Annotated in this window: 28 protein-coding genes and 2 other RNA genes; 21 read left to right on the forward strand and 9 right to left on the reverse strand. The window is 51.1% G+C overall.

Translation table 11 applies throughout. The annotated features are described in order from the left end of the window. Window positions 1–15 precede the first annotated feature (15 nt). The 4 genes from LY85_RS18175 (at window position 16) to LY85_RS18190 (ending at window position 4931) form a co-directional block, all read left to right on the forward strand. Window positions 16–1335, forward strand: coding sequence for a nucleotide sugar dehydrogenase (locus LY85_RS18175; protein WP_141827776.1), 1320 nt, complete (start codon window positions 16–18; stop codon window positions 1333–1335). 93 nt (window positions 1336–1428) lie between these two features. After that, a complete protein-coding gene (locus LY85_RS18180) occupies window positions 1429–2529 on the forward strand; it encodes a Gfo/Idh/MocA family oxidoreductase (protein ID WP_141828201.1) in 1101 nt (366 codons plus the stop codon). A gap of 16 nt (window positions 2530–2545) precedes the next feature. Beyond that, window positions 2546–3640 carry a UDP-N-acetylglucosamine 2-epimerase (non-hydrolyzing) gene (gene wecB / locus LY85_RS18185; protein WP_141827777.1) on the forward strand — a complete coding sequence of 365 codons (1095 nt, stop codon included), beginning with the start codon at window positions 2546–2548 and terminating at the stop codon, window positions 3638–3640. Between the two features lie 37 nt (window positions 3641–3677). Further along, complete coding sequence (locus tag LY85_RS18190) at window positions 3678–4931, forward strand: glycosyltransferase family 4 protein (RefSeq protein ID WP_141827778.1); 1254 nt, start codon at window positions 3678–3680, stop codon at window positions 4929–4931. A 52-nt stretch (window positions 4932–4983) separates the two neighbouring features. Here the strand turns inward: LY85_RS18190 and LY85_RS18195 are convergent, their stop codons facing one another. The 5 genes from LY85_RS18195 to LY85_RS18215 form a co-directional block, all read right to left on the reverse strand. After that, a complete protein-coding gene (locus tag LY85_RS18195; protein ID WP_141827779.1) occupies window positions 4984–5547 on the reverse strand; it encodes a uracil-DNA glycosylase in 564 nt (187 codons plus the stop codon). Window positions 5548–5822: 275 nt separating this feature from the next. Beyond that, window positions 5823–6605 (reverse strand): flagellar motor protein MotB, encoded by a 783-nt coding sequence (locus LY85_RS18200; RefSeq protein ID WP_141827780.1) that lies wholly within the window; start codon window positions 6603–6605, stop codon window positions 5823–5825. Window positions 6606–6611: 6 nt separating this feature from the next. Further along, window positions 6612–7430, reverse strand: a complete 819-nt coding sequence (locus tag LY85_RS18205; RefSeq protein WP_141827781.1) for a MotA/TolQ/ExbB proton channel family protein — start codon at window positions 7428–7430, stop codon at window positions 6612–6614. A 252-nt stretch (window positions 7431–7682) separates the two neighbouring features. Then, window positions 7683–8318: an SdpI family protein gene (locus LY85_RS18210; RefSeq protein ID WP_185741276.1), complete on the reverse strand. Its 636-nt coding sequence runs from the start codon at window positions 8316–8318 to the stop codon at window positions 7683–7685. Beyond that, window positions 8308–8592: an autorepressor SdpR family transcription factor gene (locus LY85_RS18215; RefSeq protein WP_038323758.1), complete on the reverse strand. Its 285-nt coding sequence runs from the start codon at window positions 8590–8592 to the stop codon at window positions 8308–8310. The genes LY85_RS18210 and LY85_RS18215 overlap by 11 nt, the downstream gene beginning before the upstream one ends. Window positions 8593–8787: 195 nt before the next feature. On the opposite strand from LY85_RS18215, the gene ffs reads away from it, so the two are divergent. From ffs to ssrA, 6 genes are all read left to right on the forward strand, one after another. Next, window positions 8788–8886, forward strand: an RNA gene (gene ffs, locus LY85_RS18220) — signal recognition particle sRNA small type. A gap of 75 nt (window positions 8887–8961) precedes the next feature. Further along, the gene (dnaX, locus tag LY85_RS18225; protein ID WP_141827783.1) at window positions 8962–10599 is read left to right on the forward strand and encodes a DNA polymerase III subunit gamma/tau; all 1638 of its coding nucleotides are present in this window, start codon (window positions 8962–8964) and stop codon (window positions 10597–10599) included. A 25-nt stretch (window positions 10600–10624) separates the two neighbouring features. Further along, window positions 10625–10975, forward strand: coding sequence for a YbaB/EbfC family nucleoid-associated protein (locus tag LY85_RS18230; RefSeq protein WP_141827784.1), 351 nt, complete (start codon window positions 10625–10627; stop codon window positions 10973–10975). 2 nt (window positions 10976–10977) lie between these two features. Next, window positions 10978–11580 (forward strand): recombination mediator RecR, encoded by a 603-nt coding sequence (gene recR, locus LY85_RS18235; RefSeq protein ID WP_038323593.1) that lies wholly within the window; start codon window positions 10978–10980, stop codon window positions 11578–11580. Between the two features lie 76 nt (window positions 11581–11656). Further along, window positions 11657–12121, forward strand: coding sequence for an SsrA-binding protein SmpB (gene smpB, locus LY85_RS18240; RefSeq protein WP_141827785.1), 465 nt, complete (start codon window positions 11657–11659; stop codon window positions 12119–12121). A 78-nt stretch (window positions 12122–12199) separates the two neighbouring features. Continuing rightward, window positions 12200–12547: a transfer-messenger RNA gene (gene ssrA, locus LY85_RS18245) on the forward strand. Between the two features lie 103 nt (window positions 12548–12650). Here the strand turns inward: ssrA and LY85_RS18250 are convergent. Beyond that, a complete protein-coding gene (locus tag LY85_RS18250; protein ID WP_185741278.1) occupies window positions 12651–13820 on the reverse strand; it encodes a tyrosine-type recombinase/integrase in 1170 nt (389 codons plus the stop codon). A gap of 585 nt (window positions 13821–14405) precedes the next feature. Next, the gene (locus tag LY85_RS18260) at window positions 14406–14849 is read right to left on the reverse strand and encodes an XRE family transcriptional regulator (RefSeq protein WP_207705562.1); all 444 of its coding nucleotides are present in this window, start codon (window positions 14847–14849) and stop codon (window positions 14406–14408) included. 190 nt (window positions 14850–15039) lie between these two features. Between LY85_RS18260 and LY85_RS18265 the strand changes: the two genes are divergently transcribed. Beyond that, entirely contained in the window at window positions 15040–15264 is a 225-nt protein-coding gene (locus tag LY85_RS18265) for an XRE family transcriptional regulator (protein WP_141827788.1), read from the forward strand. A gap of 91 nt (window positions 15265–15355) precedes the next feature. On the opposite strand, the gene LY85_RS18270 is transcribed toward LY85_RS18265, so the two are convergent. Continuing rightward, window positions 15356–15670, reverse strand: coding sequence for a hypothetical protein (locus tag LY85_RS18270; RefSeq protein WP_141827789.1), 315 nt, complete (start codon window positions 15668–15670; stop codon window positions 15356–15358). 127 nt (window positions 15671–15797) lie between these two features. Here LY85_RS18270 and LY85_RS18275 point away from each other — a divergent pair, with 127 nt between their 5' ends. Then, the gene (locus LY85_RS18275) at window positions 15798–16487 is read left to right on the forward strand and encodes an antA/AntB antirepressor family protein (RefSeq protein WP_185741279.1); all 690 of its coding nucleotides are present in this window, start codon (window positions 15798–15800) and stop codon (window positions 16485–16487) included. Between the two features lie 426 nt (window positions 16488–16913). Then, window positions 16914–17063, forward strand: a complete 150-nt coding sequence (locus tag LY85_RS19390) for a hypothetical protein (protein WP_185741280.1) — start codon at window positions 16914–16916, stop codon at window positions 17061–17063. Here the strand turns inward: LY85_RS19390 and LY85_RS19395 are convergent. After that, window positions 17050–17211, reverse strand: coding sequence for a hypothetical protein (locus tag LY85_RS19395; RefSeq protein WP_185741281.1), 162 nt, complete (start codon window positions 17209–17211; stop codon window positions 17050–17052). The genes LY85_RS19390 and LY85_RS19395 overlap by 14 nt on opposite strands. Window positions 17212–17281: 70 nt before the next feature. Here LY85_RS19395 and LY85_RS18280 point away from each other — a divergent pair, with 70 nt between their 5' ends. The 8 genes from LY85_RS18280 to LY85_RS18310 all read left to right on the forward strand — a co-directional run bounded on the left by LY85_RS18280 (window position 17282) and on the right by LY85_RS18310 (window position 22094). Further along, on the forward strand, window positions 17282–17464 hold the full coding sequence (locus LY85_RS18280) for a hypothetical protein (RefSeq protein ID WP_141827791.1): 183 nt from the start codon (window positions 17282–17284) through the stop codon (window positions 17462–17464). Beyond that, the gene (locus LY85_RS18285; RefSeq protein ID WP_141827792.1) at window positions 17461–17982 is read left to right on the forward strand and encodes a sigma-70 family RNA polymerase sigma factor; all 522 of its coding nucleotides are present in this window, start codon (window positions 17461–17463) and stop codon (window positions 17980–17982) included. Before LY85_RS18280 ends, LY85_RS18285 begins: the two co-directional genes overlap by 4 nt. 86 nt (window positions 17983–18068) lie before the next feature. Continuing rightward, entirely contained in the window at window positions 18069–19502 is a 1434-nt protein-coding gene (locus LY85_RS18290; protein WP_141827793.1) for a hypothetical protein, read from the forward strand. Continuing rightward, on the forward strand, window positions 19499–20089 hold the full coding sequence (locus LY85_RS18295; protein ID WP_141827794.1) for a hypothetical protein: 591 nt from the start codon (window positions 19499–19501) through the stop codon (window positions 20087–20089). The genes LY85_RS18290 and LY85_RS18295 overlap by 4 nt, the downstream gene beginning before the upstream one ends. After that, window positions 20086–20856, forward strand: a complete 771-nt coding sequence (locus LY85_RS18300; RefSeq protein WP_141827795.1) for a PD-(D/E)XK nuclease-like domain-containing protein — start codon at window positions 20086–20088, stop codon at window positions 20854–20856. The genes LY85_RS18295 and LY85_RS18300 overlap by 4 nt, the downstream gene beginning before the upstream one ends. Beyond that, window positions 20857–21300: a single-stranded DNA-binding protein gene (locus LY85_RS18305; RefSeq protein ID WP_243122614.1), complete on the forward strand. Its 444-nt coding sequence runs from the start codon at window positions 20857–20859 to the stop codon at window positions 21298–21300. A 16-nt stretch (window positions 21301–21316) separates the two neighbouring features. Continuing rightward, entirely contained in the window at window positions 21317–21595 is a 279-nt protein-coding gene (locus LY85_RS19400; RefSeq protein WP_185741282.1) for a hypothetical protein, read from the forward strand. Beyond that, a complete protein-coding gene (locus LY85_RS18310; RefSeq protein ID WP_279231008.1) occupies window positions 21585–22094 on the forward strand; it encodes a CHC2 zinc finger domain-containing protein in 510 nt (169 codons plus the stop codon). The genes LY85_RS19400 and LY85_RS18310 overlap by 11 nt, the downstream gene beginning before the upstream one ends. Window positions 22095–22110 lie beyond the last annotated feature (16 nt).

The following is a 22110-nucleotide window of genomic DNA, read 5'->3' on the forward strand; positions in this document are numbered from 1 at the left end:
ATGAGGAGAATTTAAATGTCAAACGTGAAAACTGAGTTGTTGAATAAAATTCAGGACAAGTCCGCCGTCGTCGGCATTGTCGGTCTGGGGTATGTCGGGCTTCCCCTCGCCGTGGAATTTGCAAAGGCCGGCTACCGGACCATCGGCTTTGACGTTCAGTCCCAAAAGGTCGATTCCGTCAACGCGGGCAAAAATTATATCGGCGACATTGTGGGCGATACGCTGAAACATGTGGTGGAAAGCGGGACCCTTTCCGCGACCAGCGATTTTTCCTTCATCAAGGGCGTGGACGCGGTGGCGATCGCCGTTCCCACTCCGCTGGACAAGTACCAGCAGCCGGATATCAGCTATGTGAAGGGTTCCACGGAATCCGTCGCCAAATACCTGCACAGGGGCATGGTAATCATTCTGGAATCCACCACCTATCCGGGGACTACGGAGGAGCTTTTAAAGCCGATCCTTGAGGCAAGCGGCCTCAAATGCGGCGAGGATTTTTACCTTGCCTTCTCACCGGAGCGCGTGGACCCGGGCAACAAGCAGTATAAGACGAAAAATACCCCGAAGGTCGTCGGCGGCGTCGGAAAAGACGGCACAGAGGTTGCCGCCGCGCTGTACCGCAATGTGCTGGAGGGCGGCGTATACGAGGTTTCCTCCCCGGCCGTTGCCGAAATGGAAAAGCTCCTTGAAAACACCTACCGCAATATCAATATCGGTCTCGCAAACGAAATGGCGATCATCTGCAACCGTATGGGCATCAATGTGTGGGACGTGATTGACGCGGCCAAAACAAAGCCGTACGGCTTTCAGGCGTTTTATCCGGGACCGGGACTCGGCGGCCACTGCATTCCGCTCGACCCGTTTTACCTTGCCTGGAAGGCCCGCGAGTTCGACTATCACACCCGTCTGATCGAGACCTCCGGCGAAATCAACACCGGCATGCCGGAGTATGTCGTCGACCGCGCCATGAAGGTCCTCAACCGCAACAAGACCGCGATGAACGGCGCCAAGGTGCTCGTTCTCGGCGTCGCCTATAAATCGGATATCGACGATTACCGCGAAAGCCCGGCTCTGAACGTCATCGAGCATTTAATCGGCGAGGGCGCGGATACCACTTACTACGACCCGTATATTCCGGAATACAGGCATAAGGGCGTTACGTACACCGGCGCGAAGGAGCTGACGGACGACCTGCTGAAGAGCGCGGATATCGCCATCATCTGCACGGCGCACGCCTGCTTTGATTATGACCGGATTCAAAAGCTCTCCAAAGAGGTTTTTGATACCAGAAACGCCATGAAGGATGTAAAAGACCGTTCCAACATTGAGCTTTTATAAAATATTCTCCCCCGTTTCCGAAAAGTGACGGGGGAATTTTGTGTGGAATAAACAGGGACGTTTTGGAAAATAATGTAATAAAGGAGAATGATGATGAAGAAACTTCGTTTTGCTTTGATCGGCTGCGGCCGCATTTCAAAAAATCATATCGCCGCGGCGATTGCAAACGCCGAAACCATGGATTTGGCCGTGGTTTGTGACCCGGTGCTGGAAAACGCCGAGAAAAAAGCCGGGGATTATCTGGAAGCGACCGGCGTCAAACCGGCTGTTTACGAGGATTATAAAAAGGCGCTGGACGAGCAGGAAATCGACTGCTGCGCCATTGCCACGGAGAGCGGCTATCACGCGGAAATCGCGCTGTACTGCATCCGTCTGGGCAAGCATGTCCTGATTGAAAAGCCGATGGCGCTGAGCACCGCCGACGCGGAGCAGATGATCCGCGAGGCGAAGGAAAAAGGCGTTGCCCTCGGCGTCTGCCACCAGAACCGATTCAACGCGCCGATTCAGGAGCTTCACAAGGCGATCGGGGACGGGCGTTTCGGCAAGCTGGTCAGCGGCACGGCCTGCGTCTTCTGGAACCGCGGGATGCCGTATTACGAGCAGGCCCCGTGGCGCGGCACCTGGGAACAGGACGGCGGCACGCTGATGAACCAGTGCATCCATGATATCGACCTTCTCCAGTGGAACCTCGGCGGCGAACCCGAGACCGTCATGGCTATGACCGGAAATTATCTGCGCGATATTCACGCCGAGGATTTCGGCGCCATCCTGATCCGCTTCAAAAACGGTGCGATCGGCCTTGTGGAAGGCACCACCTGCGTATACCCCAAGAACCTGGAGGAAACGCTGACGATTCTGGGCGGCACCGGTACCGCGGTCATCGGCGGGATTGCCGTCAACCGTGTGGAAACCTGGAACTTTGAGACTCCGGCGGAACAGGATTCCCGCATTGCCGCGCTGGCCGGCACGGACCCGAAGGATGTTTACGGAAGCGGCCACAACCTGCTTTACGCCGATTATATCCGTGCGGTCAATACGCACACCGACCCGCTTGTGAGCGGCGAAGAGGGAATCAAGGCCATGAAGATTATTCTGGCCGCCTACAAGTCCCAGAAAACAGGCCAGGCGGTCCCGTTTGAGGGCCTGAGCTTCTCCACGCTCGACATGGACGATTCCGACGTCCGCTGCCGCTGAGCCGGGGGAACGGAAGATGAAGATTGTAACCGTAGTTGGCGCGAGGCCGCAGTTTGTCAAGGCGTCGGTGGTATCGGCGGCCTTAAAGCCGGTCTGCACCGAGGTGCTGGTCCATACCGGCCAGCACTATGACCGCAATATGTCGGACGTGTTTTTTGAGGAGCTTTCCATTCCCAGACCGGCTTACAATCTGGGGGTCGGTTCCGGTTCCCACGGACACCAGACCGGCGAAATGCTGATGAAAATCGAAGACGTCCTTCTGGAGGAAAAGCCGGATATCCTGCTTGTTTACGGCGACACCAACTCCACGCTGGCAGGCGCTCTGGCCGCGTCCAAGCTGCACATTCCGGTCGCCCATGTGGAAGCCGGGCTGCGCTCCTACAACATGCGCATGCCGGAGGAGCAGAACCGCGTTCTGACCGACCATATTTCCAGATGGCTTTTCTGCCCGACGCAGACTGCGGCGGACAACCTGAAAAAAGAGGGCGTTACCGCGGGCGTTTCCGTCTGCGGGGACGTGATGCTGGATTCCGTGCTGCATTTTCTGCAGGTCGCGAAAAACAATCCGTCCAAAGCCGCCGTTTTCGCTCAGCTCGGCATCGAGCCGAAAAACTACCGCCTTGCCACCCTGCACCGCGCGGAAACGACCGATGGCGGGCTTGACGCGATCATTGCGATCTTCAAAGCCTTCGAGCGGCTTCCGCAGCTGGTCGTGCTGCCGATTCACCCAAGGACAAGGCCGCTCGCGCAGGAAGCGATTGAAAAATGCGGCTTCCGGAATATCAAACTGATCGATCCGGTCGGCTATCTGGAAATGCTGCTGCTGACCTCCAACGCCTGCCAGGTCATGACCGATTCGGGCGGCCTGCAGAAAGAAGCGTGGTTTATGAAGGTGCCGTGCATTACGCTGCGCGGGGAAACCGAATGGGTGGAGACGCTCAGAGGAAACTGGAACGTGCTTTCCGCGCTCACCACGGAGGACATTTACCGGAAAGCGATGCACACCGTCGTGGACGAGGCCGCGCACGAACAGATGCCGTTCGGCGACGGTCACGCGTCGCAGAAGATCGCGGATGCTCTGTCACGGGAAACAGGCGCCGCGCGTCCGTAAACCAAGGCAATTCCTGTAAAAGGGGAAAAGGTAATTTATGAATATCATTTATATCAATCATTACGCCGGTTCCGACCGGCACGGAATGGAGTTCCGTCCGTATTTTATGGCGAAGCGCTGGGCCGCCGCCGGTCACAATGTGACGGTTGTCGCCAGCTCCTATTCCCATCTGCGCACCGTGAATCCGGATCTGCAGGGGAAAAAGACGATGGAGGAGACGCTGGACGGCGTCCGCTATTTCTGGATTGAGGGCCCCGAGTACCACGGCAACGGCGTGGGACGAATCAGAAATATGCTGTCTTTTCTGCACGGCCTTTATCAATACGCCGATCAGATTGCCGCGCAGGGAAAGCCCGACGCGGTCATCGCGTCCTCCACGTATCCGCTGGACATTTATCCCACGCACCGGCTCTCGAAAAAATACGGGGCGATGCTGATTTACGAGGTGCACGACCTCTGGCCGCTCAGCCCGATCGAGCTCGGCGGCATGAGCCCGCGCCACCCCTACATCATGCTGATGCAGGCGGCGGAGAATTACTGCTATAAACACAGCGACTATGTCGTTTCGCTTCTGCCGAACGCGAAGGAACATATGGTGGAGCACGGCTTGAAGCCTGAAAAATACATCTGCATCCCCAACGGGATCGTCAAAGCCGACTGGGAAAAGCCGATGGCGGACCCTCCGGTTTACTATGAGCTTTTGAAGCAGTTCCATGACGAGGGATATTTCCTGATCGGCTACACCGGCGCGCACGGAATCGCCAACGCGCTGGACAGCCTTGTCCAGGCGGGGGAGAAGCTCCGCGGCAAAAAAATCAAGCTGATTATGGTCGGCCCCGGCCCCGAGCGCGAGCGTCTCGCGCAGGAGGTGGTCGACAGCAACCTGCGCGATGTCGTGGAGATGCTGCAGCCGGTCAAGCGCGACCAGATTCCGGAGCTGCTGGGTCAGATGGACGCCCTTTACGTCGGCTTGCAGCGGCAGCCGCTGTTCCGCTTTGGGGTCAGCCCGAACAAGCTGATGGACTATATGATGGCTGCAAAGCCGGTCATTTTTGCGATTGAGGCCGGAAACGACATGGTGAAGGACGCCAAATGCGGAATCTCCATTCCGCCGGAGGACAGCTCGGCCATTGCGAAGGCGGCGAAGAAGCTTGCCGGCCTTTCCAAAGAAGAGCTTAGCGCCATGGGCCGCCGCGGCAGGGAATACATCCTGCAGAACAATGAGTATGACGTGCTGTCGCAGAAATTTCTCGACGTATTTTCCATGCCCTATGAACCCAAAACAAAATAGCTGATTGCTTTTCAGCAATGACAAAGAGGGCAGCCGATCCGGCTGCCCTCTTTTATAGTCCGAGCTCTTTGATTTTATCGCGCAGCTTGATGAAATCGTCAAACGCGTCGGGTTTGCTGCTTGGGTTGCGCAGAAGCGCGGCGGGGTGGAGCGTGGCCATCATCAGAACGCCGTTGTGTTCAAAGAAAATACCGTGTTCCCTGGTGATTTTGATGTCCGGCTTGATGATCTTCATAGCGGCGATGCGGCCAAGGCAGACAATGATTTTCGGGCGGATCAGCGCCACCTGGTTGCGCAGCCAGTCGACGCACCGCTCCTGCTCTTCCGGAAGCGGGTCGCGGTTCTGCGGCGGCCTGCATTTGACGATATTCGCAATGTAAATATTTTTGTGCCGGTCAAGGTCGACGGCGTCCAGCATTTTGTCAAGCAGCTGCCCGCTCCGGCCTACGAACGGTTCCCCCTGCAAATCCTCGTTTTCGCCGGGGCCCTCTCCAATAAAAAGTACGCCGGCTTTCTCGTTTCCGACACCGAACACAACATTCGTCCGCCCGGTGCAAAGATCGCATTTACGGCATTCCAGACAAGCGGATTTCAGTTCTTCCCAGTTATCAAACAATGCGGTATCCACCTTCCTATTTGAATCCTCTTTTATGATAGCATGACAACCGCCGCAAAGGTACGGACGGCGCCTGTCCTGCTTCCATGTTCTTTCAGGCGCCCGAAGCTTTGCTTCGGCTTGCGCCGTAAGGTTATTATAGCATGAATATCGCGAAATCGAATGCTGTTGTGCAGAAAATTTTACGGGAAAGACGAAAAATCTCCCCTGCCGTCATACGCGCTGCAGCAGGGGAGAACTGTTCTGCGGGGAAAAAGTTTATTGCCGCTCCGGGCTTAGTGGGTTTCATCCTCGGCGAAGCCCGCCATTTTATCCGAAGAGGAACCGGTCTGGTTGATCTTTACTTCCACGCGCCGGTTCTGTGACCGTCCTTCCTCCGCTTCGTTGCCGGCTACCGGATGGTAGTAGGAATACCCCGAAACAATCATTTTAGATTGAGGAAGATTGCATTTGCTGGAAAAGAATTTCAGTACCGCGATGGCGCGGTCGGACGAAAGCTCCCACGCAAAGTAGTTGTTCTGGGACTCATCTCCCGCCATGGCGGTATGTCCGCTGATTTCTATGGAACCGATCTGGTCGTCCACGCTCAGAAGAAGACCGCCCATATATTGAAGGATATCGAAGCTGGATTCTCTCATCGTGGGGCTGTCCGGATAGAACAGCACGTTGTCCTTAAAACGAAATTTAATGAATCCTTCTCCTTTTTCAAGCAGAATAGATTCGGAATAACCGCTTTGATTGATTTTTTTCTGAATGGATTCATAAATCTCGTCAAAATCATTACTTGCCGCTTGATTTTCTGCCTGGCCTGCCGTTCCGCTTACCGTCTCCTGAGCAACGGATGCGCTGCCGGCGGCGGCTTGTTTGCTTTTTTCCAATTCGGTCCTGATGCTGTAGTTTTGCTGGGATACGGCCATCATGGCGAAGGAAAACAGGATTACAAAGATCGCCAGCAGGTCGGTCATCATGTCGCTGTAACTGGTCAGCCATGCGGGAGCTTCTTCATCATCTCCGCCTTCCGGCTCGTCCTCATCGAAATATCTTTCATCTTCCGGCATGAGTTATTATGCAACCCCCTTCATCTTCAATTCGCGTATCTGCTTACTGACCGAGCCCATTTTTTTGACATCCTTTTTGGTCAGGCAGGAAATCATGTTTTCCTGAATCGTCCTCGGATTTTTTCCTTCCATAATGGAGGTCAATCCTTCAAGCAGAAATTCTTTTCTCAGCGCTTCATCCGCGCTCATTACCTTGAGCCTTTTTGACATCGGCATAAAAACAACATAAGCGATAAAAGCGCCATAAAAGGAAGTGACCAGTTCGATGGCCATCAAGGGGCCCAGCTTTGTCGGGTCCTCCAGGTTTTCCAGCATGGGAATCAGGCCGATATACGTTCCGAGCAGGCCCAGGGAGGTCGAGGTGTTTGCAATCATATCCAGCATGGCGTGCCCGTCCTGATGCCTTTTCTTAGCGAAATATATTTCAGACCGGAGGGCTTTTTTGAGGACATCCTCGCCGACGCCGTCGGCAATCAGCAGGATTCCTTTCTGAAGGAATTCGTCGTCGGCATACTTGGGGGCAGCATCTTCAAGGGCCAGAAGCCCTTTGCTTCTGGCAATCTCGCTGAGTGACACGATCGTCTGAATGTCTTTTACAAAATCATACTGCACTTTTCTGAAAGATTTTCTCATAACATGCCCGAGCGTTTTTAATTTATTTGGCGGGAACGAAACGACAACAGCACCTGTTGTGCCGCCTACCGTAATAAAAACAGAAGGCCAGTTCAAAAAGGAACTGAAATTTCCCGACATCTTGATAGAAGAAATAATACAAAAAATCCCGATCCCAAATCCAATCATTGTGGAGACGGCTGTTTTCTTCATTGAAAGACCCCCTAATAGCTAAAGTTTCCCATTATTTTGTATATCGGACAATTCGTCAGATATTTTAGGGGAATCAGCCCAAATATCATGATTACACAGCCAAAACATAAAAAATGTGACCCGGCTGCTGCTTTCTCTTTTATTTCGTCTTTTCTGCGTTTTTAAGGTAATACACGTGTTTGCGGATAAAACAGGAATTCCCTTCAGACCAGCCATTGTCGCCGGTCAGAAGGGAATTCTCAAAGGGCGGTGTCAGACATTGCCCTTCCGGTAGAGGTAATAAGAGTATATGGCCGGAATAACGCTCAGCAGAACAACAGCCGCAAGCATCAGCCATTTGTATGGGGTAAACGCGGAAGCGGCGATCATGATCCCGCCCAAAATCCAGACAAAACCGGCGAACCGGTGCGTTTTTCTCCAGTTTTCCTCGCTGGCCAGCGTCCAGGGCAGCTTGATTCCCACCGTATAATTCGGTTTGCATTTGGGAAGATAGTTGCCTAAGACGGCAATCACAATGCCGACAAGGACGGTGATCAGCACACTGATATTGAAGTCCTTGTACAGCACTTTCGCAATGACGGAAGCCTGCGTCACGTTGGCGACGATGACGATCAGCCATCTGGAGATCAGCTTCATCTGCGGGGAGCGGTCGATATTTTGCTTCTTCGGGTCGGCGGAAATGCTGAAATTTACAAATACCGTGCAAATCAGAAGGATGGCGGGTAGCCCGAACGCGGCAAAAAAGCGGGAGGAATAGCCGTTGGGATTTCCCTGTATGTCCCAGTGTGTGGGCATCGTCTCCGGCAGCCGGGAATAGAAGGCTGCCGAAAGAAGGAAGGGAAACACCGCGGCCAGCCAATACAGATATTTACCGATTTTATTTTTCATCGCATACATTCTCCTTATCTAAAAAACCCTGGAACCAGTTCAGGACCTCTTCAAAGACGGACAGATTCAATTCATAGTAGATAAATTTGCCGGATTTACGGTCCGTAATCAGATCGGCGTCCTTCAGTATGGACAGATGATGGGAGACCGTCGCGCCGGTCATTGGAAAGTGCTCTGAAATTTCCCCGGCGGGCAGCGCCCCGCTCTTCAGAATATTCAGGATTTCCCTGCGTGTCGGGTCGGAGAGAGCCTTAAACGTTTCAGGGAACGACACAACATCAGTTCCTTTCATTTAGAAATTTATCTAAATGTATAATAGCACGTTTCCTTCCGTTGTCAACATGGATTTTCAGCAATGCGGGCGGGGGAATTCAAAAAATAGAGGTTGTCTTTTTTAACGGGATCGTTTATAATAGGATAGTCGGAAATGAGAAGCAAGGCAGAAATGCATGCAATAGGATATGCAGGCGGGCGGGCTCTGTACGGCGGGACGCCATGAACCATGTCAGGCGGGGAACCGAGCAGCATTAAGTGGACTGTCCCGCGCGATACAGGCGGTCTGTTCGTCTGCATATCCTGATGCATGATAAACCGTTTTATGACGGTCTGTCTTGCTTTCAATTTGTCTGGGGGTGGTGTTCGCATGTATCAGGTTCTGTACAGGAAATGGAGGCCAAGGGTGTTTGCCGATGTTGTCGGCCAGCCGCAGGTCACCGTTACGCTGAAAAATGAACTGACGGCGGGCCGCATTGCCCATGCGTACCTGTTTACCGGTTCCAGGGGAACGGGGAAAACCACGTGTGCGAAGATTCTTGCCAAGGCGGTCAACTGTCTGAACCCGGCGGAAGGCGACCCCTGCGGCGAATGTGAGATCTGCCGCGCAGCGGACGCCGGTTCGCTGATGGACATTGTGGAAATTGACGCCGCCAGCAACAACGGCGTAGACAATATCCGCTCTTTAAGGGAAGAGGCCAATTTTACCCCGGCCGCCGCGAAATACCGGGTTTATATTATCGACGAGGTACACATGCTCTCCACAGGAGCGTTCAACGCGCTGCTCAAAACGCTGGAAGAGCCGCCCGCCCACGTCATCTTTATCCTTGCGACAACGGAAGTACACAAGCTGCCCGCGACCATTTTGTCACGGTGCCAGCGCTTTGATTTTCGCCGCATTCCGCCCAAGGAAATCGCGGAGCGTCTTACTTATGTTACCCGGCAGGAGAACGCGGAGCTCGACCCGCAGGCCGCGCTTCTGATTGCGCGTCTGGCGGACGGCGCTTTGCGCGACGCGTTGTCCCTTTTGGATCAGTGCCTGGGCCGAAGTAAAAACATCACGGTGGAAGTGGTGAACGAAACGGCCGGTCTGGTCGGGCGGGAACATCTTTTTGAACTGACCGACGCCATGAAGGAACATGATTCCGGCGCCGCGCTGGAGCTGATCGATCGGCTGCACAATTCTTCCAAGGATATGGCGAGGCTCTGTGAGGAGCTGTCATCCCATTTCCGGAATCTGATGCTGATAAAAACCACGAAGGATGCCCACAACATGATCGCCGTACCCGATGCGGAATACGAAAGCCTGACAAAGCAGGCGCTTTCCACGCCGCTGCCCGCCATTCTGCACGGTCTGGATACCATGCAGTCCGCGCTGGAACGGATGTACCGGGGAGGGGACAGGCGTATCGAATTTGAAATGGCGATGATCCGCCTGTGTTCGCCAGAGCTGGATTCCACGCCAGACGCGCTGATTCGCAGGATAGAAGCCCTTGAGCGCGGTACGGCTGTTTCGAAGCCGAAGCCCGTCAGAGCGGCGGAGCCGGAAAAGAAACCAAAGCCGGAAGAAAGGGTACCGGAAAGCCCGCCTGCACAAATGCTGCCGGAAGAACCGCCGGAGCCCTCCTTTGAAAGGCCGGACGACCCCGTTGTGGAACCGAAAAAAGAGATCGGGGAGCTGCAGAAGGACGCGGAGCGCCTTTCCGAATGGCCGGAGATCCTTCAGATTCTGAAAAATTATTCCCATACCATTGCGGCCGCGTTCAACGGCTCCGCCGCATATATCAGCGGTGCCTATGTGCTGATTGACGCGCCGAACGATCTGGCGTTCCGGCTGCTGAGAGAGCCCGCGCAGCGTGAAAATATGCGCAAGGCGATTCAGCAGGTGACGGGCAGAACCTATAAGCTGGGCCCTTACAAAACCCATAACAGCGAAAAGGAAACGGATCCGCTCGCACAGCTGGCCGGGCTGGCTGAGAGCGAGGGGATTCAGGTTATTAAAAAATAAAAGGATTTATTAGGAGGAATTTTATATGAAAGCAAGATTGCCGCAGGGATACGGCGGAGGCGGAGCTTCCAATTTGCAGCAGCTGGCGCGCCAGGCCCAGAAGATACAGGAGGATATGGATCAGGCGACAGCAGAACTGGAAGCAAAGGAATATACCGCAGCGGCCGGCGGGGATGCCGTAAAGGCAACGGTGACGGGTAAGATGGAGGTAAAGGCCATCGATATCAAGCCCGAGGTCGTCGACCCCGAGGATGTGGAAATGCTTTCCGACCTTGTTCTTGCCGCGGTCAACGAGGCGCTCCGGGCCGCCGCCGCAGACAAGAGCCAGCGCATGGAGAAAATCTCCGGCGGAATCAATATGCCGGGTATGCTTTAACGATGCCATCCTATAACGTGGCGCCTTTGTCGCGCCTGATTGAGCAGTTCGAGCGGCTGCCCGGCATCGGACATAAGAGCGCGCAGCGGCTGGCCTATTATGTGCTCGGCCTTTCCAAAGAGGGTGCGCAGAATTTCGCAGACGCCATTATGGACGCTCACGAAAAAATACATTATTGCAAAATATGCTGCAATCTGACCGATCAGGAGCTTTGTCCCGTCTGCCGCAACGAGGCGCGGGACAAATCCGTCATCTGTGTGGTGGAGGACCCCCGCGACGTGATCGCACTGGAGCGTACCAACGAGTTTAACGCGACCTATCACGTGCTGCACGGGGCCATTTCCCCGCTCAGCGGCGTCGGTCCGGACCAGCTTTGTATCAAGGAGCTTCTGGCGCGCGTAAACAACGGCGAAGTGAAAGAGGTCATTATGGCGACCAATCCGACCGTTGAGGGCGAGGCCACCGCCATGTATATTTCGCGCCTTTTGAAGCCTCTCGGCGTCAAAGTGACGCGGCTTGCCTACGGAATTCCCGTGGGCGGCGATCTGGAGTATGCGGATGAGGTAACGCTGACCCGCGCGATCGAGGGCCGCAGCGAGATGTAGCTGACAGAATGCTTGACAATTTTCAACGAGTATGATATGCTCATATATCAACATCGTGGACGGGAGGCTTTTTTAGATGGCAAAAGACAATTTAAAAACGCTGGCGCAAAATAAGAAAGCCTTTCACGACTACTTTGTGGAAGAAAGCATGGAAGCGGGCATCGAGCTTCGCGGAACAGAGGTCAAATCGCTCCGCAAGGCGCAGGTAAACCTGAAGGATGCGTGGTGTTCCATTGTCAAGGAAGAACTTCTGATCAACGGAATGCATATCAGCCCCTATGAGCACGGCAATATTTTTAATCAGGACCCTATGCGGGTGCGGCGGCTTTTAATGCACAGGCGCGAGATCATGCGTTTGTTCGGGCTGGTCAAGCAGGACGGTTATTCGCTGATACCGCTGTCCGTTTATCTGAAGGGGTCCATGGTCAAGGTGCAGGTTGGTTTGTGCAAAGGCAAAAAGCTTTATGACAAACGCGCGGATATGGCGGCGAAATCCGCAAAGCGGGACATTGACCGCGCGATGAAGGAAAAGAACCGGTAAGAAAAAGATTCTTGTATTTTTTTCTTTGGAATGCGTGTATAATAGGATCAGGCAAACAAATTATCTGTCGGTTAATATGGGGATGTAAAGGTTTCGACGGGGATTGTGAGCCTTAGTAAGCGAGTAGCGGCGCGGAACCGCTTTAAAAGCCGCAAACTTAAAAGTAAACGACAACAATACTGTTGCTTACGCAGCCTAATTAGGCTGCCGTCCTTACCGGGTACACCGCGGCCCGGATAAGGGCGTCGATTAGCGGTGAACGTGAACCGGGGAACGCCTTTACCCCGGTCATGACTAAAAGGCTACTGAGCCGCAGAGCCTGCCTTTGGGCGCTGCGGGGAGGGAATGTAAAATCAACGGATACACTCGTAGAAAGCTTTGGTAAGTGATTTTCGGACACGAGTTCGACTCTCGTCATCTCCACCAAATTTAAAAGCCGCGTGGGTACTGAAAAATCCAGTATTCATGCGGCTTTCGCTATATCATGAATCAAAATTGTTCGGTATGTAAAAGAACGTTTAAGAACATTTTAAGTAGGCGTTTTGGTAGGTGTTGTAGGCGAAAAAATAAGAGCGTCGAGCTTTGACCGAGTGCTGTCGACCATCTTAGGCTTAAGGCTCATATAAACTTCATGAATCATTTTAGCGTTTGCATGTCCTACAATTTGAATTGCAATGGCTTCTGGGACTTCGGCTTCTGCCAACATACAAACATACTCGTGCCGGAACTGGTGCGCGCACACGTCGGCACGCCATTCTTTATGTATGTATTCTTTTGTTTTACCGTTTGAAAGCCTTGTTTTACTGCTGTAACATAATTCGGTTGCATATCCATACTTGCGCCAGAAGTTCGCCCACTGGCGGTTATACTTTGAAGTAGTAAGCGGTTCCTTTTCACCACCGAGAATATAAGTGCCGCCAGGCAAATTTTTAAGCGGTTGCAGGGCCTCTTCTAACATTTTTAAAAGCGGTACCTGCCGTACACCTGCCGGCGTTTTTGTTGTAGTGACGTGTGGCCGGTCTCCGATATGCTCGACAGCATTGCGAATGTGTATTATTTTTTTATCAAAATCGATGTCCTTAAGTTGTATCCCGCAAGCTTCGCCGCGTCGTTCCCCAGTACACAGAAACACGACAGCCGGTAAGGCGTCTGCGTCGAGATAATGGTCCTTTACGATCTTTACCTGGTCGTCCGTAGGCGGCTCACGTTTGGTATGCTTTAGTCCACGCGGAATGCTAACAATTTTTGATGGGTTATAATCCCCATGCCAAATCGGACTTTTAATCCAGGTCTGAAATATAGCATTGAGCACAGATTTTTGATTTGACACTGTTGTTCTTGCCATGCTTGAAATGGATTCTAAATATTCAGATATCATGTATGGTTCAATTTCGCGCATATGGAGTTCACCGAATTGCTTTTTCGCACGGGCGATCGCTGGTAAATAACTTCTTTGCGTACCGTGCTTCATCTCCATTACTTTGCCTTTATATACCTCTGCTACTTCTTTAAAAAGAGGCCCGGCATCTTGTTTTTCCTTTTCTTCTACTCCAGCGGCAACAGCCGCATCTCGTTTCTCCCAGACCTTCGCCGGGTCCATCGAAGAGAACCAGCGCGGTTTTTCATTGATGATTTCTTTTCGCTCCCAGCGCCCGTCTGCTCGTTGGTGTAGTCCGTCTGTAATTTTACGTCGTGACATATTGTACCTCCAAAATTTGGGCATAAAAATGCCCGGGATATTGATTATTCCGGGCCGAACTGGTACAATATAGTTGCGTATTTATCGTACTGTCAGCCCTGCTGATGGTGAGCCGCTCTATCCTGGTGCAAACAGGGTGGGGCGGCTTTTTTATTTTCTCAGACTTTTCAGTCTGTGCTCGATTAGCTTTTCGTCCATACAAAATACTGACGAGAGTTCAGGTATAGAAAAGGCTTCATATTCGCGCAAATCCTCATTTGAGATTAAAAGGTCCGCAGCGAAATAATTTGCTTCGTTTTCGTACCGATTCATACAATACAGTGTGTTGGTTTGTAAATATATCGCATTGTACGCCGGATGAAGAATTGCATGCCCTAATTCGTGCGCACAAGTAAACCGCTGAGATTCCTCACTCATAGCGTTATTGATATGTATCATCCTATAGCGATATCTTTTGTTGTAATAGCCTCTGAGCGTCCCAAGAGATTCAAACAACACCCTTATGTTTTTATATGAAGCTATTTCATAGGGATTCCGGGTTCCGCATTCCCGGCAAAGAGATTCTACGACCTTTTCAATTCGCACTCAATCACCCTCTGATTTATCCTGCTTTCGATATTTTTTAGGCGTATATTTTTGTTTCGCAATCTTTTTACTTAGTTCCAAGCTATTCTTTAGGCTGATGGCCAGAAGCTCTTTGGTCTCATCATCTAAGGGCTGCCCGTCAAACATTAATCCGTCCTGAGAATTCTCCAACTCTTCCAGATCGGCTCTCCATTTTTTATATATGTCGCGCTCGTCCTTTTTAGTAAGGGCGGGCGTTTCTTTTTGTCCGTTCAAAAGATAGTCAACCGTAACACCAAAGTAATCCGCTATTTTGGATAAAGGAGCGGGAGCTAATACTTCACTTCTTCCCATTTTCAATTCGGATAATGACGCGCGACTCACATGGGCTTCTTTGCACATTTGGGTAATATTTATTCCTTTTGTTTTACACAGCGCCTCAATGCGCATATACAGTTCGCACATAAATTTATTGCTCCTTTTGTAGGATACAACAAATTACATCAACTTGTAAACCGGCTATTGACAATTACATCGAAATGTAATATCCTATAGTCAGAGATTCGGAAAAATGTAATTTATTGGCTTAGCAGTTATAATATATTACATTTATCCGTAATTGTCAACCTTATTTTGCAGAAAAAGGAGGAATTTTATGCTTAAAAGGGCATTAACACCCTTTGGGATGGAAGTCAAAACAAAACTGCTTTCCATCGGGCAAACGCAAGAATGGCTAATTGCTCAGGCAAAGGAATGTACCGGGATGTACGTCGACAGTTCAAATCTGTACAAGCTCATGACTGGGCAACTGCATAGCAAGCGCCTTGAAAACGCAGTTCGGGATGTTCTTAAAATCTCCGAGAAAGGAAGTGAACAATGAAAGATAACAGATATTGGTGGGGCTGGTGGGCTTTACTGGCGATGTGCATCCTGAATTCTATTGGGATTATCAAATTGGCATATCTTATTAACTAAAACAAATCGCTCCATGCAGAGATTGCGGCAAAAATCAGCCCGAGGACTGTAGCAAAAACCGCCCATGCTGTTTTTGTTCTCTGCTTTCTTAATTCGGACAATTGGTGCTTACCTTTATCGGTAATGAAATATCCATATGCCGGCTTCTGAAATGCTTCTATGCAGCCATTTTCCAGAAGGTTAAACAACGCTTCTCTGATATTATCCAATTTGCAAAACTTGAAATACCCATGCAATTCTTGCTGACCAATAAACAAGCGGGGATTGAGTTTAAGAACTTTTAAAATCTCAATTTCCATTTTACTGAGCATTGGCATCACCTCAACCATATTTTACCATTACCCAAAACAAAAAGGAAGGAATGATTTTACGAACAATCTTACAGTATTCAACAGCGACGTCATCCCGGTTTATACCACAGATACCGGTGAAAAAGTTGTGGCAGGGAGGGAGCTTCACGAGAAACTCAAAATCAGTGAAAAGTATGCCGACTGGTTTCCACGCATGGTGGGCTACGGGTTCACGGAAAATGAGGACTACAGCAGTTTTTCCGAAAAATCGGAAAAACCCTCTGGTGGCCGTCCGTCAGTCAATCACATCATGACTCTCGACATGGCCAAGCACATTTCCATGATACAGCGCACGCCGGAGGGCAAAGCGATCCGGGACAAGCTGATCGAGCTCGACACAAATATCGAAAGTCTTTCCCCTGAGCTCAGGCTGCTTATTAAATTGGAAGTTTCCCAAAAACAACAGCAGAAGGCCCTGCAGGAAACCAACGACCGGATTGACCGCATCGGTGACGTAATCGCACTCGACACCCGTTCATGGCGTAAAGACGCTCACGACCTAATTATCAGGATCGCCCAAGTCAGGGGCGGGTACGATTACATCCGTGACATCAACACCGAAATCTTTCGGCTGGTCGATTCCCGTGGCGGGGTCAGTCTAAAAACAAGACTTACGAACAAACGCCAGCGCATGGCCGACGAAGGTATTTGTAAGAGTAAGAGGGACAAGCTCACGCAGGTTGATATTATCGCAGATGACAAAAAGCTGATCGAAATCTATATGGCGATTGTTAAAGAGATGGCCGTCAAATATGGAGCGACATCAAAATCTGCTTAATAAAAGTATAGCACAAATGTTCTATTTAACAATCCCTCAAAATTTTGCAGTCCCATTTTTGGTACTTCAAAGAAAGGAAAGCAAATTATGCCACGTGAAAAAGAACTATACGGACCAACGCTGGAATCCATCCGATCTCGCGCAAAAGAACTTTACCCGGATAAGCTGCTTTTTCGGCAAGAGGAAGCCGCAAAGATCATGGGTGTTTGCACAAAGACGCTTCAAAATCGGGGTCTAAGTCATTTCATCACTGCTGAACAGCTCGCGAGGGCATTCGCATGACCGCCCTATGCGCCCGCTGCGGCAAGCGCTGGATAATCAGTATCCTGCAGCACATACCCCGGGGCGGTTACATATGCCCGCACTGTGCCATGAGGGGCAGGCTTGTTAGGGCGGGGATTATTACGATGGAAGGAGGGGCAAGGGATGGATGCAGAAATTAAAGAAGCGCTCCAAAAGCAGTTACAGCTACTTTCAGAGCGTTCAGATACACCGGGTTCGGATTTACCAGCGTTAAGCCACGCAATGATAGAAATTGTCAATGCAATTGCAGTATATCCTACTACTGATTGTTAGTGTCTAGAGTTTGCAGCGTGTCATAAATTGCGCGAAGCGACTTACACACTTCATCCGTTTTTAATGTCGCCGAATCGGTTCCCGCAGCCCTTGCCTGTATGTGGGCAATAGTTATTTCGGCAGCAATCTCGACATAAGACTTATTCAATGCAATCACCTCCTTTCCGACATTATTCTACTTCGGAAAGGTAAATATTTCAAGTAAAGGAGGGACAACCTTGCGTAAATCAGTAATATTCTCCGTGCTCGCATTTCTCGGATTCTCCGGCATGTTTTTCGCAGCCGGTGCCTCTGATGCAGATCGGATAACACTTAATCAACTTGTATATCTGTGCGCCGCTTCTGCTGTCTGTATGGCGATTGGACTGGCGGGATACATACTCAGCGAGGGCAAGACATGAAACACGCAGTCGAACCGTTGACGTCCAAAGAGCGCGATTTTGCCGAAAGGAACCATAATCTCATATATTCCTATCTGGTCAGTAAAAGGCTCCCTTATGACGAGTGGTACGATATCGCAGCATACGGGTACATTCTGGCAGTCAAGGAATGGCATAGGCACCCTGAGTATCCATTTAGCCGGACGGCCTATTACTACATGGGCGGGCAGGTATCCCACGAGTTTGACCGTAGGAGCCGTCAGAAAAACACGGCGAACGTAATCAGCTACGATGCCGCTTATGTGGATGAAAGAATCGAAAGCATTGAAAGCGGAGAGAACATCGAAAGCACAGTGGAAATCAAGTGTATCGCCGAATGCATCGAAAAGAGCGTGCCGCCGAACAGATCGACCCTTATCCGACTGTTTAAGGCGGGGTATAACCAGACGGAGATATCCAGAATTTTAGGGGTTTCAGCGCAAAGAATCAGCGCTCAGAAATTCAAAATCAGAAAGGAGTGCGAGAAATTAGTCGTATAAAAATGCCGCTTCCCGACTGGCATCGGAATAGCGGCGTAACCAAAAATATCTTACCTGCATTATAGCAGATTGGAGGAAAAAGTCAAATGAAAACCAGTTTAATCAAAGTTCGTACTGCGTTTGGTGTTACCGAACAGCAACTTACGGACAAATCGGTTGAGATCACAGGCCGGAAAGGGACCGGAAAATCGTCTGTTCTGGACGCGATCCGTTACGGTCTGACCAACCGCTCCGACCGGGATTACATAGTTAAGCAAGGCGCTGACGAGGCGGAAATCATTATTGAAACGGATACCGGCATCCGGATAGACCGGAAACGCAAGGCATCCATGGATACGTCCCAGCTCGGTCTTAAAGAGAACGGCCTGAACGTGCCGCGGCCGCAGACGTTTTTGGATGATATCATCACACCCCTGCAGCTCAACCCGGTGGAATTTATCAGCAAGCCCATATCGGAGCAAAACCGCATTATCCTGAATCTGATCGATTACAAGTGGGACATGCAGACGATTCAGGAATGGTTTGGCGAGATTCCGAAAGGCGTTGATTGGCATCAAAATATTCTTTCCGTCCTGAATCAGATTCAGGCCGAAAACGGTGTCTATTATCTGACCCGGCAGCAGATCAATTCGGAAAAGCTGTTTAAGCGCAAGGCGGCCGAAGATATCGGCCTTTCCATCCCCGACAATTTCAACGCCGAGAAATGGGAGGCGTACGACACCGGCGCGAAGTATCAGGAACTTGAAAAAATCCGTCGCGAGAACGCCAATATTGAAAAGTCCAAAGCTTATAAAGCGTCTTATGATGATAAGCTTCGCGGCATCCAGGCTGATCGGGACATTGCGGTTGCGGCCGCAAAGCAGGAAATTGCCAACGAGCGGGAGGGATTGCTCCGGACGATTGAGCGCCTGAAAGCGGAAATCCAAGCCGCGCAGGATAAACTTGGCAATCTGGAATCGAAGCAAAACGATAAAATTGCCGTAGCCGATTCTGAATACAAAGCTGCCAAGGCAGAACTTGACGCAAATGTCGGGATTGCTTCGCAGTATGCCGACCGTACAGTTACGGACACGTCCGCTTTACAGGCGGAAATCAACACAGCGGAGGCTATGAAAAAGCACCTCAACGAATATCGCCGTATGGTCCGGATGCAGCAGGAAGTTGATGATCTGCAGGAGAAATCCGACGCTCTGACCGAAAAGATTGAGCTCGCCCGGAAGCTTCCTGGCCAAATCCTCAAAGAGGCAAAAATCCCGGTCGAGGGGCTTACGGTTGAAAAGGGCATTCCTCTGGTTCATGGTCTTCCGCTGAGTAATTTGTCCGACGGCGAAAAGCTGGACCTGTGTGTGGATGTTGCTATTTCGAACCCGAAGGGGCTCCAGATCATCCTAATCGACGGTGCGGAACGTCTGGACGATAACAGCCGGGCAGCGCTGTACGCGAAGTGCAAGGCCAAGGGGCTGCAGTTTATCGCGACGAGAACCACAAACGATGATGAATTGAAGGTGACGGAACTGTGAATGAACATAAAACTCACTGGAAAAAGCTCCAAAACCCGGATTACCTCGGCGCGTATGCGCTCGAACCAGGTCAGGATTTGATTGCGACAATCAAATCTGTCGGAGAGGAAAAGGTTATTGGCTCCGACGGAAAAAAGGAAGAATGCACCGTTGTTCACTTCGCAGAGCGCGATATTAAGCCTATGGTGCTGAATGTCACGAACGCTAAGACAATCAGCAAAATCTATAAGACTCCGTATATTGAGGATTGGCACGGCTGTAAGATTCAGATTTACGTCGCACAAGTCAAGGCATTTGGTGACGTTGTCGACGCACTCCGCATCAGACCATACAAGCCTGATGTCAAAGTCTCGGAAAAACCGGTTTGTGCAGATTGTGGCGCAGAAATTCAGCCGTTCGGGAAATATGATGCAAAATACATAGCCGAACGGAATCAGCAGCATTACGGAAAGCCACTTTGCGCTGTTTGTGCTCAGAAACGAGCCGAAAAAGAGAAAGCGGAAAACCCGACTGATCCGCTGGCTAACACGGCGGTCGACACCCCGGAGCAGCCTGTCTCGTCCGGAGAGGATGGTGAGATGATATGATTCTTACCGCTGAAAACTATTTCTCCCCAGAGAATCAGCTCGCCTATATGGGATCGTCTCAATTCAAAGCATTCATGGCCTGTCCTGCCGCCGCACTCGCTGAAATTCGCGGCGAATACCGGCAGGAAGAAACAACGGCGCTGCTGGTTGGTTCCTACGTTGACGCTTATTTCGAGGGCACGCTCGATGTTTTCAAAGCAAAGCACCCGACGCTGTTTAAAAAAGACGGCGGCCTGAAATCCGACTATGTGCAGGCAGAGCAGATCATCCAGCGCATTGAACGTGACGAAATGTTCATGCGGTACATGGCGGGCGAAAAACAGGTCATCATGACCGGCGAGATTGCCGGCGTACCGTTTAAGATCAAGGTGGATAGCTTTCACCAAGGGCGTGTAATTGTTGATATGAAGATCATCAAGGACTTAGAGGATATCTGGAGCCCTGCGGAGGGTCACCGCGTTCCGTACTGGCAATTTTGGGGCTATGACTGTCAGGGCGCTATCTACCGCGAGATCGTTCGGCAGAATACCGGCGACACGCTGCCGTTTATGATAGCCGCAGCCACAAAGCAAAAAACCACCCGTATGCAAATCGGCCAGATCGACCCGGGGCGGCTCGATTACTGCCTTGATATCGTAAGGCACGAAGCGCCGCGGTTCGCTACCATGAAGCGTGGAGAGATCGAGGCGGAACGGTGCGAGCAGTGTGATTATTGCGCTGAAACGGCTGTGTTGAGTGAGATTGTTGAGTATCGGGAGGCGGGATAATTGAACACCATCATCATAAAAGGGCGCCTGGTTCGCGACCCGGAAATGCGGCATACCGATTCCGGAAAATCCGTAACAAACTTTTCCGTAGCCGTCAACCGCCGATTTCAAAAGGATAAAGCGGATTTTTTCAATGTGACCGCATGGGAAAAGACCGGCGAGTTTGTCGATAAATACTTCCACAAAGGGCAGGAAATCGCCGTTCAAGGTGAAATGCAGAGCCGGGAATACACAGACCGCGACGGCAACAAACGGACCGCGTGGGACGTGATCGCCTCTAATGTTGAGTTCTGCGGCAGCAAATCGGATAGCGAGGGCAACTCTGGCGGCTCATATCAGCCTGTTACGCACGCGCCTGATATTCCGCCTGATGCGCCACAATATGCGAAAGGCGATACCGGTGACTTTGAGCAGATGCCGATCGACGATGATTTGCCATTTTAAAAGGAGTTGAAAAATTATGGTAAAAACCCATCCTGATAGCAGATTTGCATTATATACTCTGGACCAAATTAGAGATTCCGCAGCTATTGTTTTGCAGATTGAAAAAACGGATTCCACTTTTACAGAATCAAAAAAGTCTTGCTATCTTTGCGAAATTGTTCTGTCTGCATGTTATAACCGGAAGGATTCAATTGAACGCCTGACCGATGAAATTGTCCGTGCCAATACTGAAAACCGTCGTCTGCACGGAAAAATTGACCGGCTCGAAAAGGCACTTTCCCAAAATGTACGGTGACATTTATTCCCGTATCAAGGAAACCCTCACAATGGCGGACGTTGCGGCGCGGTACGGCTTCGAGGTGAACCGGTCAGGCGATATGCTCTGTCCCTTTCACAATGATTCTGAGCCGTCGCTGCATGTCTATCCTGGCTCCCGCGGCTGGTGGTGCTTTGTCTGCAACGAGGGCGGAACGGTGATCGATTTCGTCGCGAAGCTGTTCAACATCAACACCCGGCAAGCTGCGATCCGCATTGACAATGATTTTGCGCTCGGCCTGTCCACGGAGAAACCGGATCGGGCGGCAGTCAGCAAGGAACTGCAGCGGCGCCGAAAAGAGCAGGCTGAACTTGCCGCCTACCGCGCCGATTACGACGCGAAATGTCGCGAAGCATACCTGATTCGGTCTGCTTTAAAGCCACCGCCTGACAGCCCGCTATGGGGCGAATATGCGGCACTGCTCGGACGGCTGGATTATCTGGATAACTACTATTTTACTCAAAACAAATGGAGGTGACGGGCACGGACAAACA

Source organism: Clostridium sp. KNHs216 (genome assembly GCF_006714885.1).
GTDB lineage: Bacteria > Bacillota > Clostridia > Oscillospirales > Acutalibacteraceae > Caproiciproducens.